Genomic DNA, 19,631 nt, shown 5'->3' on the forward strand with positions numbered 1-19,631 from the left:
CCCGAGTCGCGCCAGTGCCCCTGTTTTTTCTCTTATTAGTTGAATGCATAGGAAGGTGGTATGAACGAAGAATCAACGTCTTCTCAGTCGGCAACCAAGCCAACCGATCCCTGGCGAGAGCAGGCCCGCCCGACTGCTGAGGCTTCAGCACCGACGGCAGCACCAGAAGATTGGATGCAGGCTTGGGCCAAAGAAGTCTTTTTAGAGCAGCGGCGTGCACGGCGTGGACGCATCATCGGTTATTTTGTACGCGGCGGCTTTACCTTGCTGATTCTGGCTCTGGTTTTGGGTGTCGGGCGCGGTGCTTTTCAGGATATGAAGCCAGATGCAGCCAGTCAGCCTCATTTGGCCGTGGTTGAAATTCAGGGGGTGATTGATTCGCGGGGACAGGTGCGCGCTGAGCGGATTCTCGGTGGACTGCAGCGGGCCTTTGCGGCTGATCAGGCGCGTGCGGTGATTCTGCGCATTAACAGCCCAGGCGGAAGCCCTGTCCAATCTGGGCAGATCTATGATGGTTTGATGCAGTTAAAGGCCGAGCATCCGCAGATGCCTGTCTATGCGGTGATTGAGGATATCGGTGCTTCTGGAGCCTACTATATTGCTGTGGCAGCCGATCAGATTCTGGCAGATCGAGCCAGTCTGGTGGGATCGATCGGTGTGGTCTCCGGCGGCTTTGGTTTTGCTGAGGCGATAGAGCGCCTTGGGATCGAAAGACGCGTTTTTAGCGCGGGAGAGAACAAGGCGTTCCTCGATCCCTTTGGGGAAATCAGTGAAGAGCAGCGCGCCTTCTGGCAGCAGGTGCTGGATTCAACGCATCAGCAGTTTATCGACCGAGTGCGCGAAGGGCGCGGTGAGCGTCTGGCGGATAATCCGCAGATCTTTTCAGGGCTGGTCTGGAATGGTGAGCTGGCCTTGCAAGAAGGCTTGATCGATGAACTAGGCTCCATCTTTACCTTGCAGCGCCAGTATCAAACGCAGCGTTTAGTGAACTACACGCCCGATCTGACCCCATGGGAGCGCTTGGAGCAGCGCTTGGCGACGCGTGTCAGCTTGATGCTCAATGAATGGCAGGCTCCCAGTTACTGAGCTGAGCAGGCCAAAGATACCTCTGATCAACGTCATCAGCGCAGCCTAAGCAGGCGCAATAGTGCATCAGAGGTTTCTTGGCTTATTCAGGCCGCTGAAAGATTGAGGCGCTCTAGCGGGTCGCTGGTGATCTTGCGGCCAGTAGCGGTGTGCAACCTGCGCTGTCGAGGAAGCGACACAGGCGAATCAGCGGCAAACCAATCAAACTATTGGGATCATCACCTTCCAGGCGTTCGAAGAGGGTGATCCCTAAGCCTTCTGATTTAAAACTGCCTGCGCAATCCAGCGGCTGCTCCAGCGCAATGTAGCTTTGCGCCTCAGCGGGAGTGAAATCGCGAAAATGCACAGTAAAAGGCTCTACGCAGCTGAAGTTGTGGCTGGGTGTGCGCAAGCAGAGTCCAGTGTAAAAAGTCACCGCTTGGCCGCGAAAGCGAATCAACTGCGCCAGAGCGGCTTCCGTGGTGCCTGCCTTGCCCAGCTGTTCGCCTTGAAAGCTGCACAGTTGATCGGAACCAATAATCCAGTGATCAGGATATTGACTCGCTAAGGCGGCGGCTTTTTCTTGTGCCAAGCGCTCGACGCGTGCGGTGATGTGCTCGCCAGGCAGGGCGGATTCATCGATCTCTGGACTGGCGCTGATAAAAGGCAGCTGGAGCTTTTTGAGCAGGGCTTGGCGATAGGGTGAGCTGGAAGCAAGTAATAAAGAAGGCATCTTGATGTTTTTCTCGTTTTTAACGGGTGACTTCGTCTGCATAAGTCTTTAGAATATGCGGCCTGATCGCGTGGCTCAAGCCAGAAATCATCATGTGAGCTTTGACAGCAAAGCTTTATCCCCCTATTATTGCGCGCTTGAAATTTATGGCAAACGAATATCTGCATTCACCCCTTGATCCTTACAAGTTTTGTGCCGCAGGCAAAGCACTAAGCTTTGACCTCGTGTTGGAAAACATGGAAAGGGTACAGGCGGCTCTGTGTGATACAGAGGGGCAGCTCAAGGTTGACTTGCAATTTAGCTATGGAACCCAGCGCACTTTAGAAGTGCAAGGGCGGCTCCAAGGCCAAGTCACTTTGGAATGCCAGCGTTGTCTGCAACCTGTTCGTCAGGAATTAGAGAGTGAGTTTTTGTGGGGGCTGGTCACCAGCGATGAAGCTGCCGTGAAGCTGCCACGGACCCATGAGCCAGTTTTTATTGAAAATGAGCGGCTTCAGCTTGGGCCGGTGTTAGAAGATGAAGTGCTGTTGGCCTTACCTCTGGTGGCTTATCACCCGCAGGGCGAGTGCAAGCAGTATGAAATTGAACAACCCGCTCTTGAAGAAACCCTTGTCGCAACACCACCCAATAACCCTTTCAGTGCTCTAGCGGATTTAAAGCATTCGCTCAAGAAAGAGCAGTGAATTTGTCAATCCAGGAGTAGATCATGGCTGTTCAACAGAACCGTAAAACCCGTTCCAAGCGTGATATGCGTCGTTCACACGATGCGCTGAGCGCGCCTGCCCTGTCTGTGGACGCAACGACTGGTGAAGTTCACCGTCGTCACCATGTGACTGCTGAAGGCTTCTATCGTGGTCGTCAAGTCATCAACAAAGACGAAGACTAAGCCACCTTTGACCCTCGCTGATCAGCCAGTTTCGCTGGCCATCGATGCGATGGGAGGGGACTCAGGTCCCCATTATCAAGTCGCGGGTGCACTCCTTGCACTCGCTGCTGATCCCTCCCTTTCTGTCACCCTTGTCGGTGATCTTGATCAAATCAAAGCTCGTCTTGCACAGCATCAACTCAGCCATCACTATGCAGAGCGTATTCATCTGTTGCACAGTGAGACTTGGGTCAGGATGGATGACGCCCCCAGTTTTGCATTACGTCAGCGAAAAAATTCCTCGATGCACCTGGCTTTGCGCTTAGTAGCAGAAGGCCAAAGTGCGGCTTGCGTCAGCGCAGGCAATACCGGCGCCTTGATGGCGATTGGTCGTCAGGTCTTGGGCATGCTGCCCGGTATTGAGCGTCCTGCGATCAGTACCGTGATTCCGACCCGTCGTGGGGTGAGCTATTTGCTGGATATAGGTGCCAATGTTGATTGTCAGGCTGCGCATCTGGTGCAGTTTGCCTTAATGGGTTCGGTGATGGTGCGCTGTGTCGATGGATTGCCACAACCGAGCGTGGCGCTGCTGAACGTAGGCCATGAATCGATTAAGGGCAATGCGCAGGTGAAGTTGGCTGCGCAGCGTCTTGAGCAGCACCCTGCCTTGAACTACCAAGGCTATATCGAAGGCCATGCCATTTTCAGTGGTGATGTGCAGCTGGTGGTGTGTGATGGTTTTGTCGGCAATATTGCACTCAAAACCAGTGAAGGTCTGGCACGCTTTCTCTCTGAGCAGATTCAGCAGATCTTTGCACGCAGCTTGTATAGCCGCCTTGTCAGCATTATGGCGCGGCCGATTTTAAAGCGACTCAAAGAGCAGATGGACCCAGTGCGCTATAATGGCGGCAGCTTTCTTGGCTTGCGTGGTAGTCTGGTCAAAAGCCATGGCAATGCCGATGCACGGGGTTTTGCCTTTGCGATTCAGCGAGCTGCGATCGAAGCCCGTCAGAAGCTGCCCGAGCAGCTATTGCGAGAGCTGCAGCGTGATGAATCTGCCTCCTTTGATTAATCGCTCTTTTTGTTGAGCCTGTTTACATTTTGCAGCTTATTTTTGGCAGGTTTTCAGCTAAGCTTGCTCTTTTTAAACGGTCTGGGCTGGGATAAAAGGCTTATCCAGCGGGGAGAAGAGAGCAGGTGGAGAATTATCAGCGTCTTTTGCAGCTTTTAAGTGGTATTAAAGTGCCTGTTGCTGTGCCGACCGGCAGCGCGGGCCTTTATGTTGAGGCCAAGCAAAGCTTATTGCACTTGCATTTTGCAGCCAAAATAGATGGGCGCGTGCAGCGTGCGACGCTGAGCGTGACCAGTGCGATTCATGATCAAATCAAAATTATTGATCTGACAGGAACCCAGCCACTGCTCGATCATCAGCTGCCGAACCCCTTCTCGGGTCAGGGTGTTTCGACCTTTCTCGTCAATAGTTTGATTCTTACCCTGACGGATGTGCTGTCCAGCCAGACGCGCCTTGCTGGGCGTTTAAAACCTCCCCAATCCGTGACTTTTGAGCCCTTGGCTGCGCGCCGTAATTTCTGGCGGCGTTTCAATTTTGAGATTGAAGGCTGGGGGGCAGGTAAAGAGCGGGTGGTGGGTGAGCTGGGCGAGCTTCAAACCTATGCGGATCATCTACTCGGTGGCCCACTCTGCTCCGGGGTGGATCTGCTCCATTCGCATCTGGTGGACTAGGGGGCCTCTGATTTGCCTGAATGCGCGGCTGTTCTTTTTGTGAGTGGCAGATAGGGGATCTTTCCTGCTAGTCTTTTGTTGTCGGCGAGGGTGACATGCTTGGATGGGTCTTGTCGGCGCAGCAGGCATGACAAGGACATAACAAGAGGAAGCCCCATGTTTGAAGCCGCAGAATTAAGCCGTACCCTCGATAAAAAGCTCTATAAAACAGAACTTGAAGGCTTGCGTGCCGAGCTGTTATCCCTCCAGCAAGAACTGTTGCACTGTGATTTCTCTGTTTTACTGCTGATTTCTGGTGTGGATGGCGCTGGCAAGGGCGAAATGGTCAATCTGCTTCATGAATGGATGGACCCTCGCCATCTGGAAACCTCCGCTTTTGATCAGCCCACCGATGAAGAAAAAGAGCGCCCGCACTTTTGGCGTTATTGGCGTGCGCTGCCAGCCAAGGGCAAGATCGGTATCCATTTTAGCTCTTGGTATAGCGATGCGATCAGTGATCTTGTTGCCGAACGCATCAGTGTGGCTGAGCATGAAGCCTACCTGAATCGCGTGAATATTCTCGAAAAAATGCTGGTTGATGATGGCACTTTGATCATTAAGGTGTGGCTGCATCTAGGGAAGGCCCAGTATAAAGAACGCATCAAAGGCTTAGCGGCCAATCCGCAGACGGCTTGGCGGGTCACGCAGAAGAATCTGGATAATATCAAGGTCTATGATCGTTTCCGTGATGTGGCTGAGGCGACCTTGCAAATGACCAGTACAGGTCAGGCGCCTTGGATGATTGTGGAAGGGTTGGACCCAGCCTATCGCAGTCTGACTGTGGGGCGCTTATTGCGCGATATGATTCGTCGCCGTATTGATACTGATCCCAAGTTTTTAATCTCTCCCTCTGTGGATTGGAGCCAGCAGCGGCATGATCACACCACCTTGCTGGATTTTGTTGATCTTTCCAAAAATCTGAAGAAAAAAGAATATCAGCAGCAACTGGCGGAATATCAAGCCAAGCTGAATGAGCTGGCACGTCGGGCGCATAAAAAGAAAATCAGCACCGTCATGGCCTTGGAAGGCTGGGATGCGGCGGGCAAGGGCGGCATGATTCGGCGGATGATTGCACCCTTGGATGCGCGCCATTATCGCGTCATTCCGATTGCGGCCCCCACGGATGAAGAGAACGCCCGTCATTATCTGTGGCGCTTTTGGCGGCATTTGCAACGAGCAGGCCATATGACCATTTTTGATCGCACCTGGTATGGTCGTGTACTGGTGGAGCGGGTTGAAGGCTATGCGCGTGAGGATGAATGGATACGGGCTTATCAGGAGATCAACGAGTTTGAAGAAGAGCTGACCGAGCATGGTATTCTGTTGCTCAAATACTGGATACATATTGATCAGGATGAGCAGCTAGCCCGTTTTAAAGCGCGTGAACAAATCAGCTATAAGCAGCATAAAATCACTGAAGAAGACTATCGTAACCGTGAGCGCTGGGATGACTATGCCTGGGCTGTATCGGATATGATCGAGCGCACCAGTACCCAGCGCGCCCCCTGGTTTATTATCGAGGGCAATGATAAGCGCTATGCGCGTGTACAGGCTTTAAAGCTGCTGTGTGAGCGTTTGGAGCAGATGCTAGGCTAGCCCTTCTTCTCTCACCTGTTGATGCAGCATGACGAGAAAGAAGCTGAGCTTGTTTTTCAGGCTCAGCTTTTCAGTTTATCCAGAAGGCAGAATCATGCAGTGGATCGGTGCGCTAGGCCGCCTTACCCTTGGTTTCCCGCTTTATCTTTATGCGCTCACCCTGTTTACGCTGCGGGCCTTATCGCCTTGGCAGGCAGGGCGCTTGCGTTTTAATCTGGCCAGCTATCGCACGCTGCTTGGACAGCTGATTTTCACCGGTATTGATGCCCTGCCTGTTTTAAGCCTGTTGGCTTTAGGGGTCGGGATGGCGGTGACCCTGCCGCTGGTGTTGGCCCTGCAGTCTTTAATGGACCCAGCCGAGATTATTGCCTTATTGATCCGCGTGGTGGTTTATGAACTGGCGACCCTGTTGACCGCCGTGATTCTGCTGGTACGCACGGCTTCGGCAATAGTGGTGGATCTGGGTGGAATGAAGCTGCATCGTGAGCTGGAGGGCTTAGAAATGCTGGGCGTGCGGACGCACACTATTTTTCTGGCACCCAGAATACTGGGCGTTGGGCTGGCGCAGATGCTGCTGGCGATCTATTGCGCCGCACTGGCTTTGGTCAGTGGTATTTTGTTGTTGGCACTGGTCGAGCATCCGGGTTATCTGCTGTTTCTTGAGGATATCGCGCGTGCTTTTCAGCCTTTGGCGCTGCTGTTTTTTTTGACCAAAAATCTGGGCTTTGGTCTGCTGATGGCCAGTATTGCCTGCTATCATGCGCTGCAAGTCGAGCGCTCACCGACTGAGCTGCCTCAACAAACCCAGCGGGCACTGATTTATGCCTTAAGCTGGATTTTTGTCTTCAATGGTGTCATGGCTCTCTTCTAGTGGATCATCAACAACAAGTTCGACAGCGCGCCACGCTAGCCGCGACAGAAAACCTGCTCAGCATTGAGCAGATGCAACCTGAGGGTGTGATCGCCAGTGCTCTGCAGGGTCAGCTGGCGGCACAGGGGATGAGCTTTGTGCTGGGGCCGCAGGCCAGCTGGCGACGCTTGTATCTACTCAGTCTGGCCGGTATTGCGCCTTTGGCGGCGGGTCGTGTTCTTTATCAAGGACGAGATCTCACCCAGTGGGAGGCAACGGCTCAGGAAGAATTACGTCAGCAACTGGTGTGTGTGATGCAGCCGATGGCGCTGCTCTCAGTGCGCAATGCTCGCGATAATCTGCTGCTTCCTGCCTTGTATCATGGGCAGCCTGAGCGTCTGGCGCGCGCACGGATGGAGCAGGCCTTGGCTGAGATCCAGTTTGCGGGAGATCTCACCCAGTTACCCGCTTTTTTATCGCCCTTAGAGCGGGTGCAGCTGGCTTTAGTGAGAGCGCGTCTTTTGCAGCCTAAGATTTTTTTGATCGAAGACCCTTGGCTGGGTTTGGACTGGCCTGATTGTGCCAGTATCGAAGCGGCGCTGCGTCTTTGGAGTCAGGATAGTTATCTGCTGATCAGTGGTCAGGCGCTGGACTTTGCGGCCCAGCATGCCGAGGCGTTTTTTTATGTCAGTGCTGAGCATCAGGCTATTTATGGCAGCTGGTCCGCCTTGTTAGCGAGTGACAGCGTCTCAGTGCGTCAGTATTGTCACGCATATCGAAGCGGACATCCGCCAGCACAGAGGGAGTGAACTCATCTATGCCTAAGTCTTCAGGCCAGCGGGCGCGAGGCCACTATATCCATCAACTGAGCTATTCCGCGCAGGAAAAGCTGGTGGGCGTGTTTGTGCTGGGTGGGCTGGGTCTGATTGTGCTGTTGTTGATCCTCAGTCGCCAGCAGTGGGGCCTGTTTGAATCTCCGTTGCGCATTCAGTTGCAAGTGATGAGTGCGGAAGGTCTGGCGCGTGATACACCGGTGCGTATTTCTGGCATACAAGTTGGACGGATCGAAAGCATTGAGCTGAATGATCAGCATCAGCTGGTGCTGACGGCGCGGATTCAGGAGCAGTATCGCCGTCTTGTGCGGGCAGATTCTCAGGTCAGCCTGGGAAAGCTGTCTTTACTTGGGCGCTCAAGTATTGAGATCACGCCGGGTTCCTTGGATCAGCCTGAGCTGCCGGAGGGCACGCTGTTGCTGGTTGCGCCTAATGCCTCGATTGATGAGCTATTGAGTCAGGTTGAGCCTGTGCTGCATGCGATGGAGGTGACCATCCAGAATCTTGCACGCATCACCAGTGCGATTGAGCCGCAGCACCTCAGCCAGACTCTGGAGCAGGTGGAACTGATCAGTCGTGATGTGCGTCAGATCACTCAAGGCATTGCAGCGGGTGAAGGCCTGGTCGGTCAGCTGCTCCAGAGTCAGGAGCTTCAGCAGGGGGTTGAGCGGAGTCTGGAGCAGCTGGAAGCCAGCCTCGCCAGTGTCGAGCAGCGCTTAGAAGAGGCCGAGCCTTTACTGGCCTCTATGACGCGGCTGGCCGTTCAGAGCGAGTCGCTGTTGCCTAGCCTGCCCCCTCTGGTGGATGAATCTCAGCGGCTGGTGGAGCAGGTGAATCAGACGTTGAGTATCGTGAATCAACAGATGGATCGCCTGCCCTTGTGGGCGGATCAAATTCAAGTGCTGATGCAAGAAAGCGAGCAGCTCTTAGAGGCACTGAACCACACCTGGCCTCTGTCGCGCCATCAGCCCAGCAGAAGGCCGCCCGCCTCCCAGCGCCCAATAGAGGTACAGCCCTATGATTAGCCGCAGCCTGATCTGGGCGCTGCTTGTGCTCAGTAGTGTGTTGGTGGGTTGCGCGCAGCAGACACCGAGCCAGCCGTTGCCTGCCAGTGTGCAGCAGGCGCACCGTTGGAGCCAACTTGCTGAAGAGGCTCAGGATGAAGGGCGCTTGTCTTTGGCGGTCAGCTATTGGCAGCGTGCGCAAGAGGCCTATCAGCAGAGTGATCATTGGCGAGGCCAGCTGCAGGCCCGCGCCGCCCGTATTGAGCTGGCCCTGCGTTTGGGTGCGGATACCGAGGCGGCCAGCTTATTGGCCGCGCAAGAAAGGCATCTGGCATGGTTGCAAGCCAGCCCTGAAGCGCTGGAGCAGGAGTTGCAAGTATTTCGTCTGCAAAAAGATTATCTGGCTGCGCTGAACGCACGCCAGCAGGGTGATCTCCCAACCGCACGCCAATACACCGCTCGTCTCCTTGCTCAGTCGCTGCCGCCGAGCTTGTTCTTGGCTGTTGGGGTGCTCTCGATTGAGCTGGCGCAGGCCGATCAGGACCCTGACTGGGCAGAGGCTCTCGTGGAGCTGCAACACTGGTTGGCCCAGGCTGAGATCTCGCCGCGTTTGCGCGATCACTATGCTTATCGGCTCCAGCGTTTTGAGGCTGCGCAACAGATGTCCCAGGCACCTGAGGCCGCACAGGCGCAGCTGTATGCCGTGGCTGAATTTTATCGCACTCAGGGCGCATGGAGTGCGCTGGCCGCCACCTTGACCGATCTAGGTGATCACTATCAGCAGCAAGGCCATCTTGATCAGGCGGTCTTTTACTGGCAGCGGGCCTATACTCTGCGTCTTGCTCAAGGCGAGCAATGGGCGATGCGGGCCCTAGAGCAACGTCTTGATCTGTCTTCTGTTGCTCGCTATTGACCAGCGCGCCCTAGCCTTGTCCCTGACCATCCAGAGAGTCTTGTGATGCCCGAACTTTCTTTACTCACCAGCCAGTTGACCCTCTCCGATACCATGATGCGCCATCTGTTCAGCAGTGGCGTGCTGATAGTGGCGATTTTGATTCTGCGCCGCATCAGTGCCGGTTTGATCCGCAAAAATATCCCGCTGGCTGAATTGCGTCATAAATGGCTGGTGTATTCACGCAATGGCCTGCTGCTGATCTTGCTACTGGGTTTATTGATGATCTGGGGGCAGGAGCTACGCGCTTTGGCGCTTTCGGTGGTCGCGATTGCCGCCGCGATTGTGATTGCCACCAAAGAGCTGATCTTATGTCTGACGGGTGGCTTGCTGAAAGCTAGTTCCGGTGCCTTTGCGATCGGGGATCGTATCCAGATCAAGGATTTTCGTGGTGATGTGATCGATCAGAATCTCTTTGTCACCCAGCTATTAGAGGTCGGCCCCGGCAAGCTGACCCATCAGCGTACTGGGCGGCTTTTGGTGCTGCCAAATGCCTTGTTCCTTTCAGAGCCAGTGATCAACGAGAGCCTGACGCAGCGCTACGCCCTGCATGTGATGACGGTGCCTTTTTTGCGTAAAGATCCGTGGATGCAAGCAGAGCAGGCTTTTTTGCAGGCGGCACAAGAGCAGGTGGCGCCCTACCTGAGCGCGGCGCGTCAGCAGATGGAGCGCATGTCCGTCCACCGTGGGCTGGATGCCCCCAGTGTGGAGCCGCGTGTGACCCTGCATTTTCCTGAAGCGGATAAGGTGATGCTGGTGATCCGCTTGCCCGTGCCTCTGGCGCAGCGCAGTGCCATCGAACAGGCCATCTTGCATCAGGTCTTTGCCCAGCTGGGCGAGAGCGCTCAAGCGGCCAGTGAAGTTCAAGCCCCTGTTGTCGAGCAGGGTGCCGAGCAGGATGCCGAGCCCTTGCCAAGCCGCCCTAGCCCTTAGTCGATAAAACCCAGCAGGGGCCAAGAGGCGCTAGCGCGATGCGCGCAGACGGCTGGGGGCTTCAACCTGCGTGGCCAACAGACGTGGCACCCAAGCTTGTACTGGCGCAGAGCGCTGCCAGGTCCAGAGGCGTTCGCGTGCGGCGCGGCCACTGGCTTGAGAGTCGATGATGGGTTCAGGGTAGTCAAGCTTGGGGTAAAACTGCTTTTCTAAAGGTGTAAGCTGCCAGGGTTGATGCAAAAGAGGCCAAGGCAGAGGGCTTAATTCTGGCACCCATTGTTGAATAAAAGCGGCCTGCGCCTCCTTGTGTCGCGGCTGCTCCACCGGATTGTAAATCCGCAGGGTATTAAAACCAGTCAGCCCAACTTGCATCTGGATTTGCGGGTAGTGAATCCCTGGCTCAAAATCAAGAAACAGGCGTGCCAGATGCAGCGCCACTGTGCGCCAATCCAGCTCCAGATGATGACAGGCAAAGCTGACCAGCAGGGCGCGGAGGCGAAAGCTCACAAACCCAGTCTGAATCAACGCGCGCATCCCCGCATCTACTAACGGAAAGCCGGTCTGCCCAGTCGACCAGGCTTGCCAGCGTCGGTCTTGCTCGCTGGGGTCCAGCTCAGCTTGGCGGGCCTGCCACAGCGCACCCACGGCAGGGTTCAAGGCTTCCTGCTCAATACGCCAATCCGATTCAAACTTCTGCATAAAATGCCCTTGCCACGCCAGACGAGTATAGAAGCGGCTTTGCGGGCGCGAGGGGGCTTGTGCCGTCAGCTGTTGTATGACTTGACGCACGCTGAGGTTGCCATAGGCCAGATAAGCCGACAGACGCGAGGTCGAGCGGCTTTCTTGATTGGATGAACCGATATGCTGGCGATAAAAGGGCAATGCCTCGTTCAGAAAGTGCCTCAGATGTGCCTGTGCTCTCTGGCTGCCCCCCATCTGCTGGTCTGCCACTGGTGTGAGCCAAGCGCGCGGCAGGCGTTGGCACTTGAGTGACCAGGCCTGATGCTCTGGCCCAAGTCGCACTGGTGACCAGCTGGCCCAGTTCACGCAGGACTGTGGCGCGCTCCAAAAGGCCTTGGCTTGACGTCGCCACTGTTGACGCCCCTTGGGGCCACGCTGCACCGGATGCTGAGCCAACTCCTGCCAGTCCACTCCCTGTTGGCGACACCAGAGCGCGAGCTGTTGATCACGTGCAAAGCTGGCCGCCAGCCCTGTTTCCTGATGGCTGAAGAGGGTCACCAGAGTGAAATCCTCGCGCAGCTGCTGCAACAGGGGCTGGATTTCGCTCCAAAAGACCAGAAGCTGTATTGCATGTTGTTCGAGCTGCTGGGCAAGATCAGTCAGGCTCTGCACGATAAAACGCGCATGGCGTGCATCCTGATGCGCCTCTTGCAGCTGTGAAGGCTCAAAAGTATAAAAGATCAGTGTTGGCAGGCCAGCTTCAGCCGCTGCCGCGAGAGGGGCATGGTCTTCAAGGCGCAAATCTCGTTTGAGCCAGACTAGATTGATCTTGGTTTTTGCCATCTGATGACTGCCAGCAAAAAAAACGAAGAATAACAGTTTAATACCGCTTTGCAGCATCAGTTTTATTGATCTTGCGGCAGCGCAAAACGAGATTGCCTTACGACTAAGGTCTAAGGTTTTCAAGGGCGCAAGAGTTGCTTTTGTGAAAGAGATATTGCTAGTCTGCTTGGTATATCAGGTTACTTGAGTGGGATAGAAACGATCTTTCTGTCGCACCAGTAAGAAGCTCAGCTGACACAATCGGCTTGAGTTGAAGTGGCGTAATAACAACAACAAGTCACCCAAAAGGTACTAGCCATGAATGACCTACGACGCACGGGCGTAGCGCTGTCGCATCAGCCTACCTTCCTTGACCCTCATGCAAGGCTCATCCCCACCTTCCGCATTTTGCAGCAAGATGGGCAGCTCTATCCTGCGGCAGAGGCTCCGGCCTTATCCAAAGAAACAGCGCTGAAAATCCACGATACCTTCTTATTTGTGCGCGCACTTGATGAGCGCATGTTGGCTTCTCAACGCCAGGGGCGGATCAGTTTTTATATGACCCAAACCGGTGAAGAAGCCGCCGATACCTGTAGTGCCGCTGCACTGGATGCTGAGGATGTGATTTTTGCTCAGTATCGCGAGCAGGGTGCATTGGCTTGGCGAGGTTTTGGTGTGGATCAATTTATGAATCAGATCTTTGCCAATGATCTTGATCTGGGCAAAGGGCGGCAGATGCCGATTCACTATGGTTCACGCGAGCTGAACTATGTCACGATTTCTTCACCGCTGGCGACACAAATTCCGCAGGCCGCTGGCTATGCCTATGGGCTGAAGCAGGCAGGCAAACGTCAGTGTGTGATCTGCTACTTTGGCGAGGGCGCGGCTTCAGAAGGGGATTTCCATGCTGGCTTGAATATGGCGGCGGTGCTGCAGGCTCCGGTGATCTTCTTCTGTCGCAATAATGGCTATGCCATTTCAACGCCGGTGCACGAGCAGATGGCGGGTGATGGGATCGCCAGTCGCGGTGCAGGCTATGGTATTCCGACCCTGCGTGTGGATGGTAATGATGCTCTCGCCGTCTATGAAGCAACCCGCTTGGCGCGGCAGATCGCTGTTGAAGAACAGCGCCCAGTGTTAATTGAGGCCATGACCTATCGCCTAGGTGCCCATTCCAGCTCTGATGATCCCAGCGGTTATCGCGAGCGTGAAGAAGAGGATCAATGGCGCGAGCAGGACCCAGTGCAGCGTTTTTATCGTTGGCTGGTGCGTCAAGGCTGGTGGAGCGAAGAGCAGGATCAGGCGCGGCAGCAAGAGCATCGTGCGGCCATTATGGCGGCGATGAAAAAAGCAGAAAAGCGCCCCACTCCGCCCTTGGAAGAGCTTTTTAACGATGTTTATGCGCAGCTGCCTTGGCATTTACAAGAGCAGCAGGCCCAGGCGCGGGCGCATATTTTGCGTCATCCCGAAGCCTATCCAGCAACGGCTGCGCGTGTGCAGGAGGCCTGCCTATGAAGCAGATGAACCTCTTGCAAGCCATTAATTCAGCGCTGGATCTGGCGATGGCACAGGATGAGCGCGTCCTGTGTTTTGGCGAGGATGTTGGGGCCTTTGGTGGCGTGTTTCGTGCCACCAGCCAGCTGCAACAGAAATACGGCCAGCAGCGCTGTTTTAACACCCCCTTGACCGAGCAGGGCATTATCGGCTTTGCCAATGGTTTAGCCGCGCAGGGGCAGTTGCCGGTGGCTGAGATTCAGTTTGCGGATTATATCTTTCCTGCCTTTGATCAAATCGTGAATGAAACCGCTAAGTACCGCTATCGCTCAGGCAACCAGTTCAATGTGGGTGGGCTGACCATTCGCAGTCCTTACGGTGGCGGTATTCATGGCGGTCTCTACCACTCGCAATCACCCGAAGCCTACTTCACCCATACGCCCGGTTTGAAGGTAGTGGTGCCGCGCAATCCAGAGCAGGCGAAGGGCCTGTTGCTGGCGGCGATTCGTGACCCTGATCCGGTGCTCTTTTTTGAGCCGAAAAAACTCTATCGTGCTGCAGTGGGTCCAGTGCCAGAAGAAGACTATATGCACCCCTTGGGTCAGGCTGAAGTCTTGCGTGAAGGTCAGGACATTACGCTGGTGGCTTGGGGGGCGCAGGTACAAACGATAGAACAGGCGGCCGATCAGGCGGCAGAGCTGGGTATTTCCTGCGAAGTGATCGATCTGCGTAGCCTGCTGCCCTGGGATCAGGAGACACTGGCGCGCTCGCTGCGTAAAACGGGGCGCATGGTCATCAATCATGAAGCCCCACGCACCAGCGGTTTTGGTGCCGAGCTGGTGGCCAGCTTGCAAGAAAACTGTTTTTACTCCTTAGAAGCACCGATTCGACGTGTCACAGGCTGGGATACGCCCTTCCCCTTGGCGCTGGAGAAGGAATACTTCCCCAATGCCTTGCGGACTCTTGATGCAATTCAAGCCTGTTTGGATGACTAAGGAGCAGAAGATGAAAATTGATTTTATCCTGCCGGATATCGGTGAAGGCATCGTTGAATGTGAGCTGGTGGAATGGCATGTGGCTGAAGGCGAAGCCGTGACGGAAGATCAACCTGTTGCGGAGGTGATGACCGACAAGGTGATGGTTGAAATCACCGCTATGCACACCGGCAAGCTGCTCCAGCATTATTGGAAGAAGGGCGAGATCGCGCGCGTGGGTCAGCCCCTGTATCAAATTGAGGTTGAGGGGGAGGCGGCCCAGCAGCATGAGCAGCCAGGTGAACAGACAAGCGCAGCCCTGCCAAAGACGCCTGAGCCCAAAACGGCGGCCCCAGCGAGCGACGCCGCTGCCAGTTCGCAGGTGGATCGGGCTGTGGCCTCGCAACAGAGCGCAGCAACATCCGCGCCGCTGCTGGAGAAGCCTCTTGCCAGCCCAGCTGTGCGTCGTTTGGCGCGCGAGTTGGAGCTGGATCTGCATCAGGTGCAAGGCAGTGGCAAAGAAGGCCGCATCTTGAAGGAAGACCTGCTGGCCTATCAAACGGCTCCGGCTGTTGAATCATCTGCAAGGGCCGCTGCATCAGCGCACACCAGTCTCGCGGGCAAGACTCAGCGTCTAAAAGGTATTCAGGCGGCCATGGCCAAGCAGATGCAGCTGGCGTGGCAGGTGCCCACTTTTACCTATGTAGAAGAGATCGATGTCACTGAATTGCTCAAGGTGCGCGCCCAGTTGAAGCCCCAGTTTGAGCAGCAGGGCATTAAGCTGAGCCTGATGCCTTTGATGATGAAGGCGCTCGCCTTAGCGATTGCGGACTTCCCAATTCTGAATAGCCGTGTCAATGCAGAGTGCAGCGAGATCACCTATCTGGATGACATTAATATCGGCATGGCCGCAGCAACACCGCATGGTCTTCTCGTCCCGAATGTGAAGCGGGTGCAGGATCTCACACTGCAACAGATCGCGCAGCAGGTGACGAGCTTAACTGAGGCTGCACGCCAAGGGCGTCTGAGTGCTGAGTCGATGCAAGGAGGAACGATCAGTATTTCCAATATTGGTGCCCTTGGGGGAACGGTCGCCACGCCGATCCTGAATGTGCCAGAAGTTGCCATCGTGGCTTTAGGGCGAGTGCAGCGCCTGCCGCGCTTTAATGCGCAGGGCGAGGTCGAGGCCCGAGATCTGATTCAGGTCAGCTGGTCGGGTGATCATCGTGTGCTTGATGGTGCCACTATGGCCAGCTTCTGCCGCTGTTGGCAGGGTTATCTGGAACAACCTATCACGATGCTGGCGCAATTGCGCTAAAAAAAATCGGCCTCTTTTATAGAGGCCGATCTCATTGCATCCTTCACGACTGGGTGTCGTTGCCTTGCTCTACTGAGAAGGCGTCAAGCTGTGGGTTTCGCGCTTCGCTTGGACGTAGTTGAAGAGCATCAACGCTATCACCAGCGCCATCCCGATCAGATCAGTGCGCCCTTCAGGGAAGATCAGCATCAAAGCCCCCGCCGCCATTGCCAAGCGCATCAAGGCGGGCATGCGCGTCTTGAAGTAGCCTTCAACCGAGGCGCTCAGTGCAATAATCCCTAGTATCGAGGTCACCACGATGGTGAGGATCACCGTAATATCGGGAATGGAGAACACACGCGCATTCACATCCAAATCAGTGGCATCAATCATCAGCATCGCGGGGTTGTAAACAAACATAAACGGAATGATAAACCCTGCCAAAGCCAGTTTCAGTGATTGGAAGCCTGTCTTCATGGGATCACCACCAGCAATACCAGCACCTGCAAAGGCAGCCAGAGCAACAGGCGGTGTGATGTTGGCAAAAAGACCAAAGTAGAAGACGAACATATGCGCGACCAGAATGGGAATATCAAAGTTGGCCAACGCAGGTGCCGCCATGGTTGCGGTAATGATATAGGCTGGGATTGAGGGGAGGCCCATGCCCAGAATCATCGAAGCAATCATGGTGAAGAAGAGGGTCAAAAAGAGCGAACCGGCACCAATGCTCATGATCGATGAAGTCATCACCGTTCCAAAGCTGGTTAAGCCGACCACACCGATAATGATGCCCACCACAGCACAGGCTGCCATCACCGACAGAGACTGGCGTGCGCCATCAGCTAAGGCATCCAGAATATCTTTGATCGACATGCGCGTGGATGCCCGCAGTGAACTGACACCAATGGTCAACAAGATGGTGTAGAAGGCCGCAAAGCTCACCGGCACAGACTGGTAGAGGAAGTAAACCAGCGCGAAGATCGGCAGCAGCAAATGGCCGCGTTCTTTGAGTACATCCCAAGCGCGTGGCAGATCAGCCTTAGGAATGCCTTTGAGGTTATCCTTGCCTGCGCGCAGATGCACCTGGGTGATCACGCCAAGATAGTACAAGAAGGCAGGGAGGATGGCGGCCAGTACGATGGTGCCGTAGCTCACGCCAGTTGTTTCCGCCATGATAAAGGCGCTGGCCCCCATGATGGGCGGTAAAATCTGCCCACCGACCGAAGCGCTGGCCTCGACTGCACCGGCAAAGTTGCGGTGATAGCCGATCTTCTTCATCAGCGGGATGGTGAAGGCGCCCGTTCCGACAACGTTTGCCACCGCTGTACCGTTAATACTGCCCATAAAGCCACTTGAAATGACCGCGACCTTGGCTGGACCGCCTTGCTTGTGGCCTGCCAGTGCTAACGCCAGATCATTAAAGAGCTGGCCCATGCCTGATTTGGCCAAAAAGGCACCAAACAAGATGAACAGGAAGATAAAGTTAACCGAGGCACCAATGGCGGAAGAGTAGAGACCTTCGGTTTTCAGGTACATATGGCCAAAGATATCGCCCAGATCAAAATTCCGCGTCAGCAGGCGATCGGGCATGATGTCCAGATGGCTGACAAAGGGGTAGGCTAAGAAAATCAGCGCCAGAATCGGCAAGGCCAAGCCCATGGTCCGTCGCGCCGCTTCCAGCACCAGCAGTACGGTGACCATACCCATCGCAATATCGAGGGTGTTGGGTATCCCGCCACGGGTGGTCATGATGTTCTGGTATTCCATCACCAGATAGCCCAGCGTGACGATAGAGGCCAACACCATCAACCAATCATCCCAGCTGGCTCGTGCCCGACTGGCTTTGTTGTTGCTTGGATACAGTAGAAAAATCAACACCAAGCCAATCGCTACGTGGGTTGCACGCTGGAGAAGCTCAGGGAGTGGAAAATAGGTGATATAAAGGTGAAAAACGGAATAGCTGATCGCGAGCAGCATCACCAGCAGGCCAAGTGGGGAGTGCCCCAGATGGCGTGTCGCGGATTGGCGATCGAGCTTTTCGAGCAGAGCCTGTTGTTCTGCTGTCGTCGCGCTGTCCGTTGGAGTTTCATTCGGGCGCATGGCAGGTTTCCTTCGCAAATAAAGTCAAAATCAAGGGTCGAGATTGCAGCGTAAAATGGACCGATGTCATTTGTTCTACCCAGGTTGAAAAATAATACTTTTCGCTGGGTGTGATGATCTGGGCGTCCATACTCGGAGAAATAAACCAATGAAGCTCATTGAAGTGGCGCTCCAAGGTATATTCCAGCACTCCCTCTTGCTGACTCGCGCTGGGCGTGAGTTGATAGGGGGAGCCTGCACCGAAGCTTTCCATGCGGGTGGTGTACAGCAAAAAACCACTGGCAACCAGCTGGTAATCTTCTTCCCAGCGGCTGTGTTCGACAGAATGTATCCAGGATAAGGTGAAACGAGGGGTGTTGAGCTGGCAGGCAAAGCCTTCTGCCTCGATGATCAGACGTGGCACAGGCCAGCTACTGAACACCAGCAGGAGCAGGCCGAAACCTGCTCCATACACCAGCTTACTGGGCAACCTCATCATAGTAACGCTGTGCACCTGGGTGCAGTGGCGCAACCAGGCCTTGCTGAGCACGCTCTAAGGAGACATCACGCACAGCTTGGTGGGCGCTGAGCAGCTGTGGCAGGCTCTCAAAGAAGGTGCGCGTCAGACGATACACATCATTCTCAGACAGATCTTCACGCACAACCAGCGCATTCATGATGGCCGCAGTAGGAATGGCTTCTGCATTGCCATAGGTGTTGGCTGGAATCTCTAAGCCCACAAAGTAGGGGCGATCGGCGATGATTGGGCTTAAACGCTCAGGCGTAATGGTGACCAGCTTCAGATCAAAGCTTTGTGCCAATTCCATTAAAGAAGCGTTGGGGATGCCGCTGGTTAAGAAGGCTGCATCAATACGGCCAGCACGCAGGCCATCGGCCGCTTCGGCATAACCCAGATAATCCACACGCAGGTCGTTATAGGTGATGCCATGACCATTCAGCAGAGTGCGGGCGCTCACTTCTACACCTGAGTTTTGTGCACCCACGGCAACGCGCTTGCCGCGCAGATCATCCAGCGTCTCGATGCCGGAGCGTTGTGAAGTCACAACCTGCACATAGTTAGGATATAAGGCTGCAATTTGACGCACGTTTTCAATAGGTGTTGCAAAGCTATTTTCACCATTGATGCCATAGCTTAAAACGTCACTCATTAAAAAAGCCATTTCAACACGGTTACCGGCCAACAGGTTCATGTTTTCAACCGAGGCACCGGTGGTTTGTGTGCGCGCATTCACGCCATACACACGGTTATATTGTTCAGCTAAGTTGGTCGCAATAATATTATAAGGACCAGAAGCACCGCCGGTAGCAATGGTGATCAGGCGCGCATCCAAGCGATCACGCTCTGTATCCTCTGCTTGTTCACTGGAGCAAGCCGCCAAACCGCCAGCCAAGATTAGCGCCATCACGCCGCTCAATAGGCTTTTTGTTTTCATGTCAATCTTCCTCTGTGTTTTATCTGTTATCAATATTGCTTTTTACTAAACAAGCATCATCTATCCAGTTGTGACTGGTTTTTTTGATGACTCTTCAGTCAAAAGACGTCAGAGATTAAAACAACCAAGCAAAATTGTCATCCATTTTATCCGTGCAGGCTGGGTTTCAGGGCTGCAGTGATGTGGGAGGTTGCATCTTGGTCATGAATTAATTACT

At 54.6% G+C, this 19,631-nt stretch carries 19 protein-coding genes; 14 read left to right on the top strand and 5 right to left on the bottom strand.

Translation table 11 applies throughout. The annotated features are described in order from the left end of the window. Positions 1-60: 60 nt before the first annotated feature. Positions 61-1,086: a S49 family peptidase gene (locus V6U78_RS09180; RefSeq protein WP_405339668.1), complete on the top strand. Its 1,026-nt coding sequence runs from the start codon at positions 61-63 to the stop codon at positions 1,084-1,086. A gap of 112 nt (positions 1,087-1,198) precedes the next feature. On the opposite strand, the gene V6U78_RS09185 is transcribed toward V6U78_RS09180, so the two are convergent. Then, the gene (locus V6U78_RS09185) at positions 1,199-1,798 is read right to left on the bottom strand and encodes a Maf family protein (RefSeq protein WP_405339670.1); all 600 of its coding nucleotides are present in this window, start codon (positions 1,796-1,798) and stop codon (positions 1,199-1,201) included. A gap of 146 nt (positions 1,799-1,944) precedes the next feature. Between V6U78_RS09185 and V6U78_RS09190 the strand changes: the two genes are divergently transcribed. The 10 genes from V6U78_RS09190 (at position 1,945) to V6U78_RS09235 (ending at position 10,613) form a co-directional block, all read left to right on the top strand. Beyond that, a complete protein-coding gene (locus V6U78_RS09190; protein ID WP_405339672.1) occupies positions 1,945-2,481 on the top strand; it encodes a YceD family protein in 537 nt (178 codons plus the stop codon). A gap of 23 nt (positions 2,482-2,504) precedes the next feature. Beyond that, positions 2,505-2,684, top strand: a complete 180-nt coding sequence (rpmF, locus tag V6U78_RS09195; protein ID WP_405339674.1) for a 50S ribosomal protein L32 — start codon at positions 2,505-2,507, stop codon at positions 2,682-2,684. A 7-nt stretch (positions 2,685-2,691) separates the two neighbouring features. Continuing rightward, entirely contained in the window at positions 2,692-3,735 is a 1,044-nt protein-coding gene (gene plsX, locus V6U78_RS09200; RefSeq protein ID WP_405339676.1) for a phosphate acyltransferase PlsX, read from the top strand. Between the two features lie 125 nt (positions 3,736-3,860). Further along, positions 3,861-4,406, top strand: a complete 546-nt coding sequence (locus V6U78_RS09205) for a hypothetical protein (RefSeq protein ID WP_405339678.1) — start codon at positions 3,861-3,863, stop codon at positions 4,404-4,406. Between the two features lie 156 nt (positions 4,407-4,562). Further along, positions 4,563-6,041, top strand: coding sequence for a polyphosphate:AMP phosphotransferase (gene pap, locus V6U78_RS09210; RefSeq protein ID WP_405339680.1), 1,479 nt, complete (start codon positions 4,563-4,565; stop codon positions 6,039-6,041). 94 nt (positions 6,042-6,135) lie between these two features. Beyond that, on the top strand, positions 6,136-6,912 hold the full coding sequence (locus V6U78_RS09215) for an MlaE family ABC transporter permease (protein ID WP_405339682.1): 777 nt from the start codon (positions 6,136-6,138) through the stop codon (positions 6,910-6,912). Next, complete coding sequence (locus V6U78_RS09220) at positions 6,912-7,700, top strand: ATP-binding cassette domain-containing protein (RefSeq protein ID WP_405339684.1); 789 nt, start codon at positions 6,912-6,914, stop codon at positions 7,698-7,700. Before V6U78_RS09215 ends, V6U78_RS09220 begins: the two co-directional genes overlap by 1 nt. Positions 7,701-7,708: 8 nt before the next feature. After that, a complete protein-coding gene (locus tag V6U78_RS09225; protein WP_405339686.1) occupies positions 7,709-8,749 on the top strand; it encodes an MlaD family protein in 1,041 nt (346 codons plus the stop codon). Next, positions 8,742-9,641, top strand: coding sequence for a tetratricopeptide repeat protein (locus tag V6U78_RS09230; protein ID WP_405339688.1), 900 nt, complete (start codon positions 8,742-8,744; stop codon positions 9,639-9,641). The genes V6U78_RS09225 and V6U78_RS09230 overlap by 8 nt, the downstream gene beginning before the upstream one ends. 45 nt (positions 9,642-9,686) lie before the next feature. Further along, positions 9,687-10,613 (top strand): mechanosensitive ion channel domain-containing protein, encoded by a 927-nt coding sequence (locus V6U78_RS09235; RefSeq protein ID WP_405339690.1) that lies wholly within the window; start codon positions 9,687-9,689, stop codon positions 10,611-10,613. 30 nt (positions 10,614-10,643) lie between these two features. On the opposite strand, the gene V6U78_RS09240 is transcribed toward V6U78_RS09235, so the two are convergent. Further along, positions 10,644-12,137, bottom strand: a complete 1,494-nt coding sequence (locus tag V6U78_RS09240) for a cryptochrome/deoxyribodipyrimidine photo-lyase family protein (protein WP_405339692.1) — start codon at positions 12,135-12,137, stop codon at positions 10,644-10,646. A 297-nt stretch (positions 12,138-12,434) separates the two neighbouring features. Between V6U78_RS09240 and V6U78_RS09245 the strand changes: the two genes are divergently transcribed. The 3 genes from V6U78_RS09245 to V6U78_RS09255 are packed head-to-tail and all read left to right on the top strand — an operon-like array spanning position 12,435 to position 15,902. Continuing rightward, entirely contained in the window at positions 12,435-13,631 is a 1,197-nt protein-coding gene (locus V6U78_RS09245; RefSeq protein WP_405339694.1) for a thiamine pyrophosphate-dependent dehydrogenase E1 component subunit alpha, read from the top strand. Beyond that, a complete protein-coding gene (locus tag V6U78_RS09250; RefSeq protein ID WP_405339696.1) occupies positions 13,628-14,605 on the top strand; it encodes an alpha-ketoacid dehydrogenase subunit beta in 978 nt (325 codons plus the stop codon). The genes V6U78_RS09245 and V6U78_RS09250 overlap by 4 nt, the downstream gene beginning before the upstream one ends. Before the next feature lie 10 nt (positions 14,606-14,615). Further along, on the top strand, positions 14,616-15,902 hold the full coding sequence (locus V6U78_RS09255; RefSeq protein ID WP_405339698.1) for a 2-oxo acid dehydrogenase subunit E2: 1,287 nt from the start codon (positions 14,616-14,618) through the stop codon (positions 15,900-15,902). Positions 15,903-15,971: 69 nt separating this feature from the next. Here the strand turns inward: V6U78_RS09255 and V6U78_RS09260 are convergent, their stop codons facing one another. The 3 genes from V6U78_RS09260 to V6U78_RS09270 are packed head-to-tail and all read right to left on the bottom strand — an operon-like array spanning position 15,972 to position 19,414. Then, positions 15,972-17,981: a TRAP transporter permease gene (locus V6U78_RS09260; protein ID WP_405339700.1), complete on the bottom strand. Its 2,010-nt coding sequence runs from the start codon at positions 17,979-17,981 to the stop codon at positions 15,972-15,974. Then, entirely contained in the window at positions 17,968-18,459 is a 492-nt protein-coding gene (locus V6U78_RS09265) for a DUF1850 domain-containing protein (protein ID WP_405339702.1), read from the bottom strand. The genes V6U78_RS09260 and V6U78_RS09265 overlap by 14 nt, the downstream gene beginning before the upstream one ends. Then, entirely contained in the window at positions 18,440-19,414 is a 975-nt protein-coding gene (locus V6U78_RS09270; RefSeq protein WP_405339704.1) for a TAXI family TRAP transporter solute-binding subunit, read from the bottom strand. Before V6U78_RS09270 ends, V6U78_RS09265 begins: the two co-directional genes overlap by 20 nt. Positions 19,415-19,631: the final 217 nt, after the last annotated feature.

Origin of the sequence: Marinospirillum alkalitolerans, assembly GCF_045055655.1 — a bacterium.
Lineage (GTDB): Bacteria > Pseudomonadota > Gammaproteobacteria > Pseudomonadales > Halomonadaceae > Marinospirillum > Marinospirillum alkalitolerans.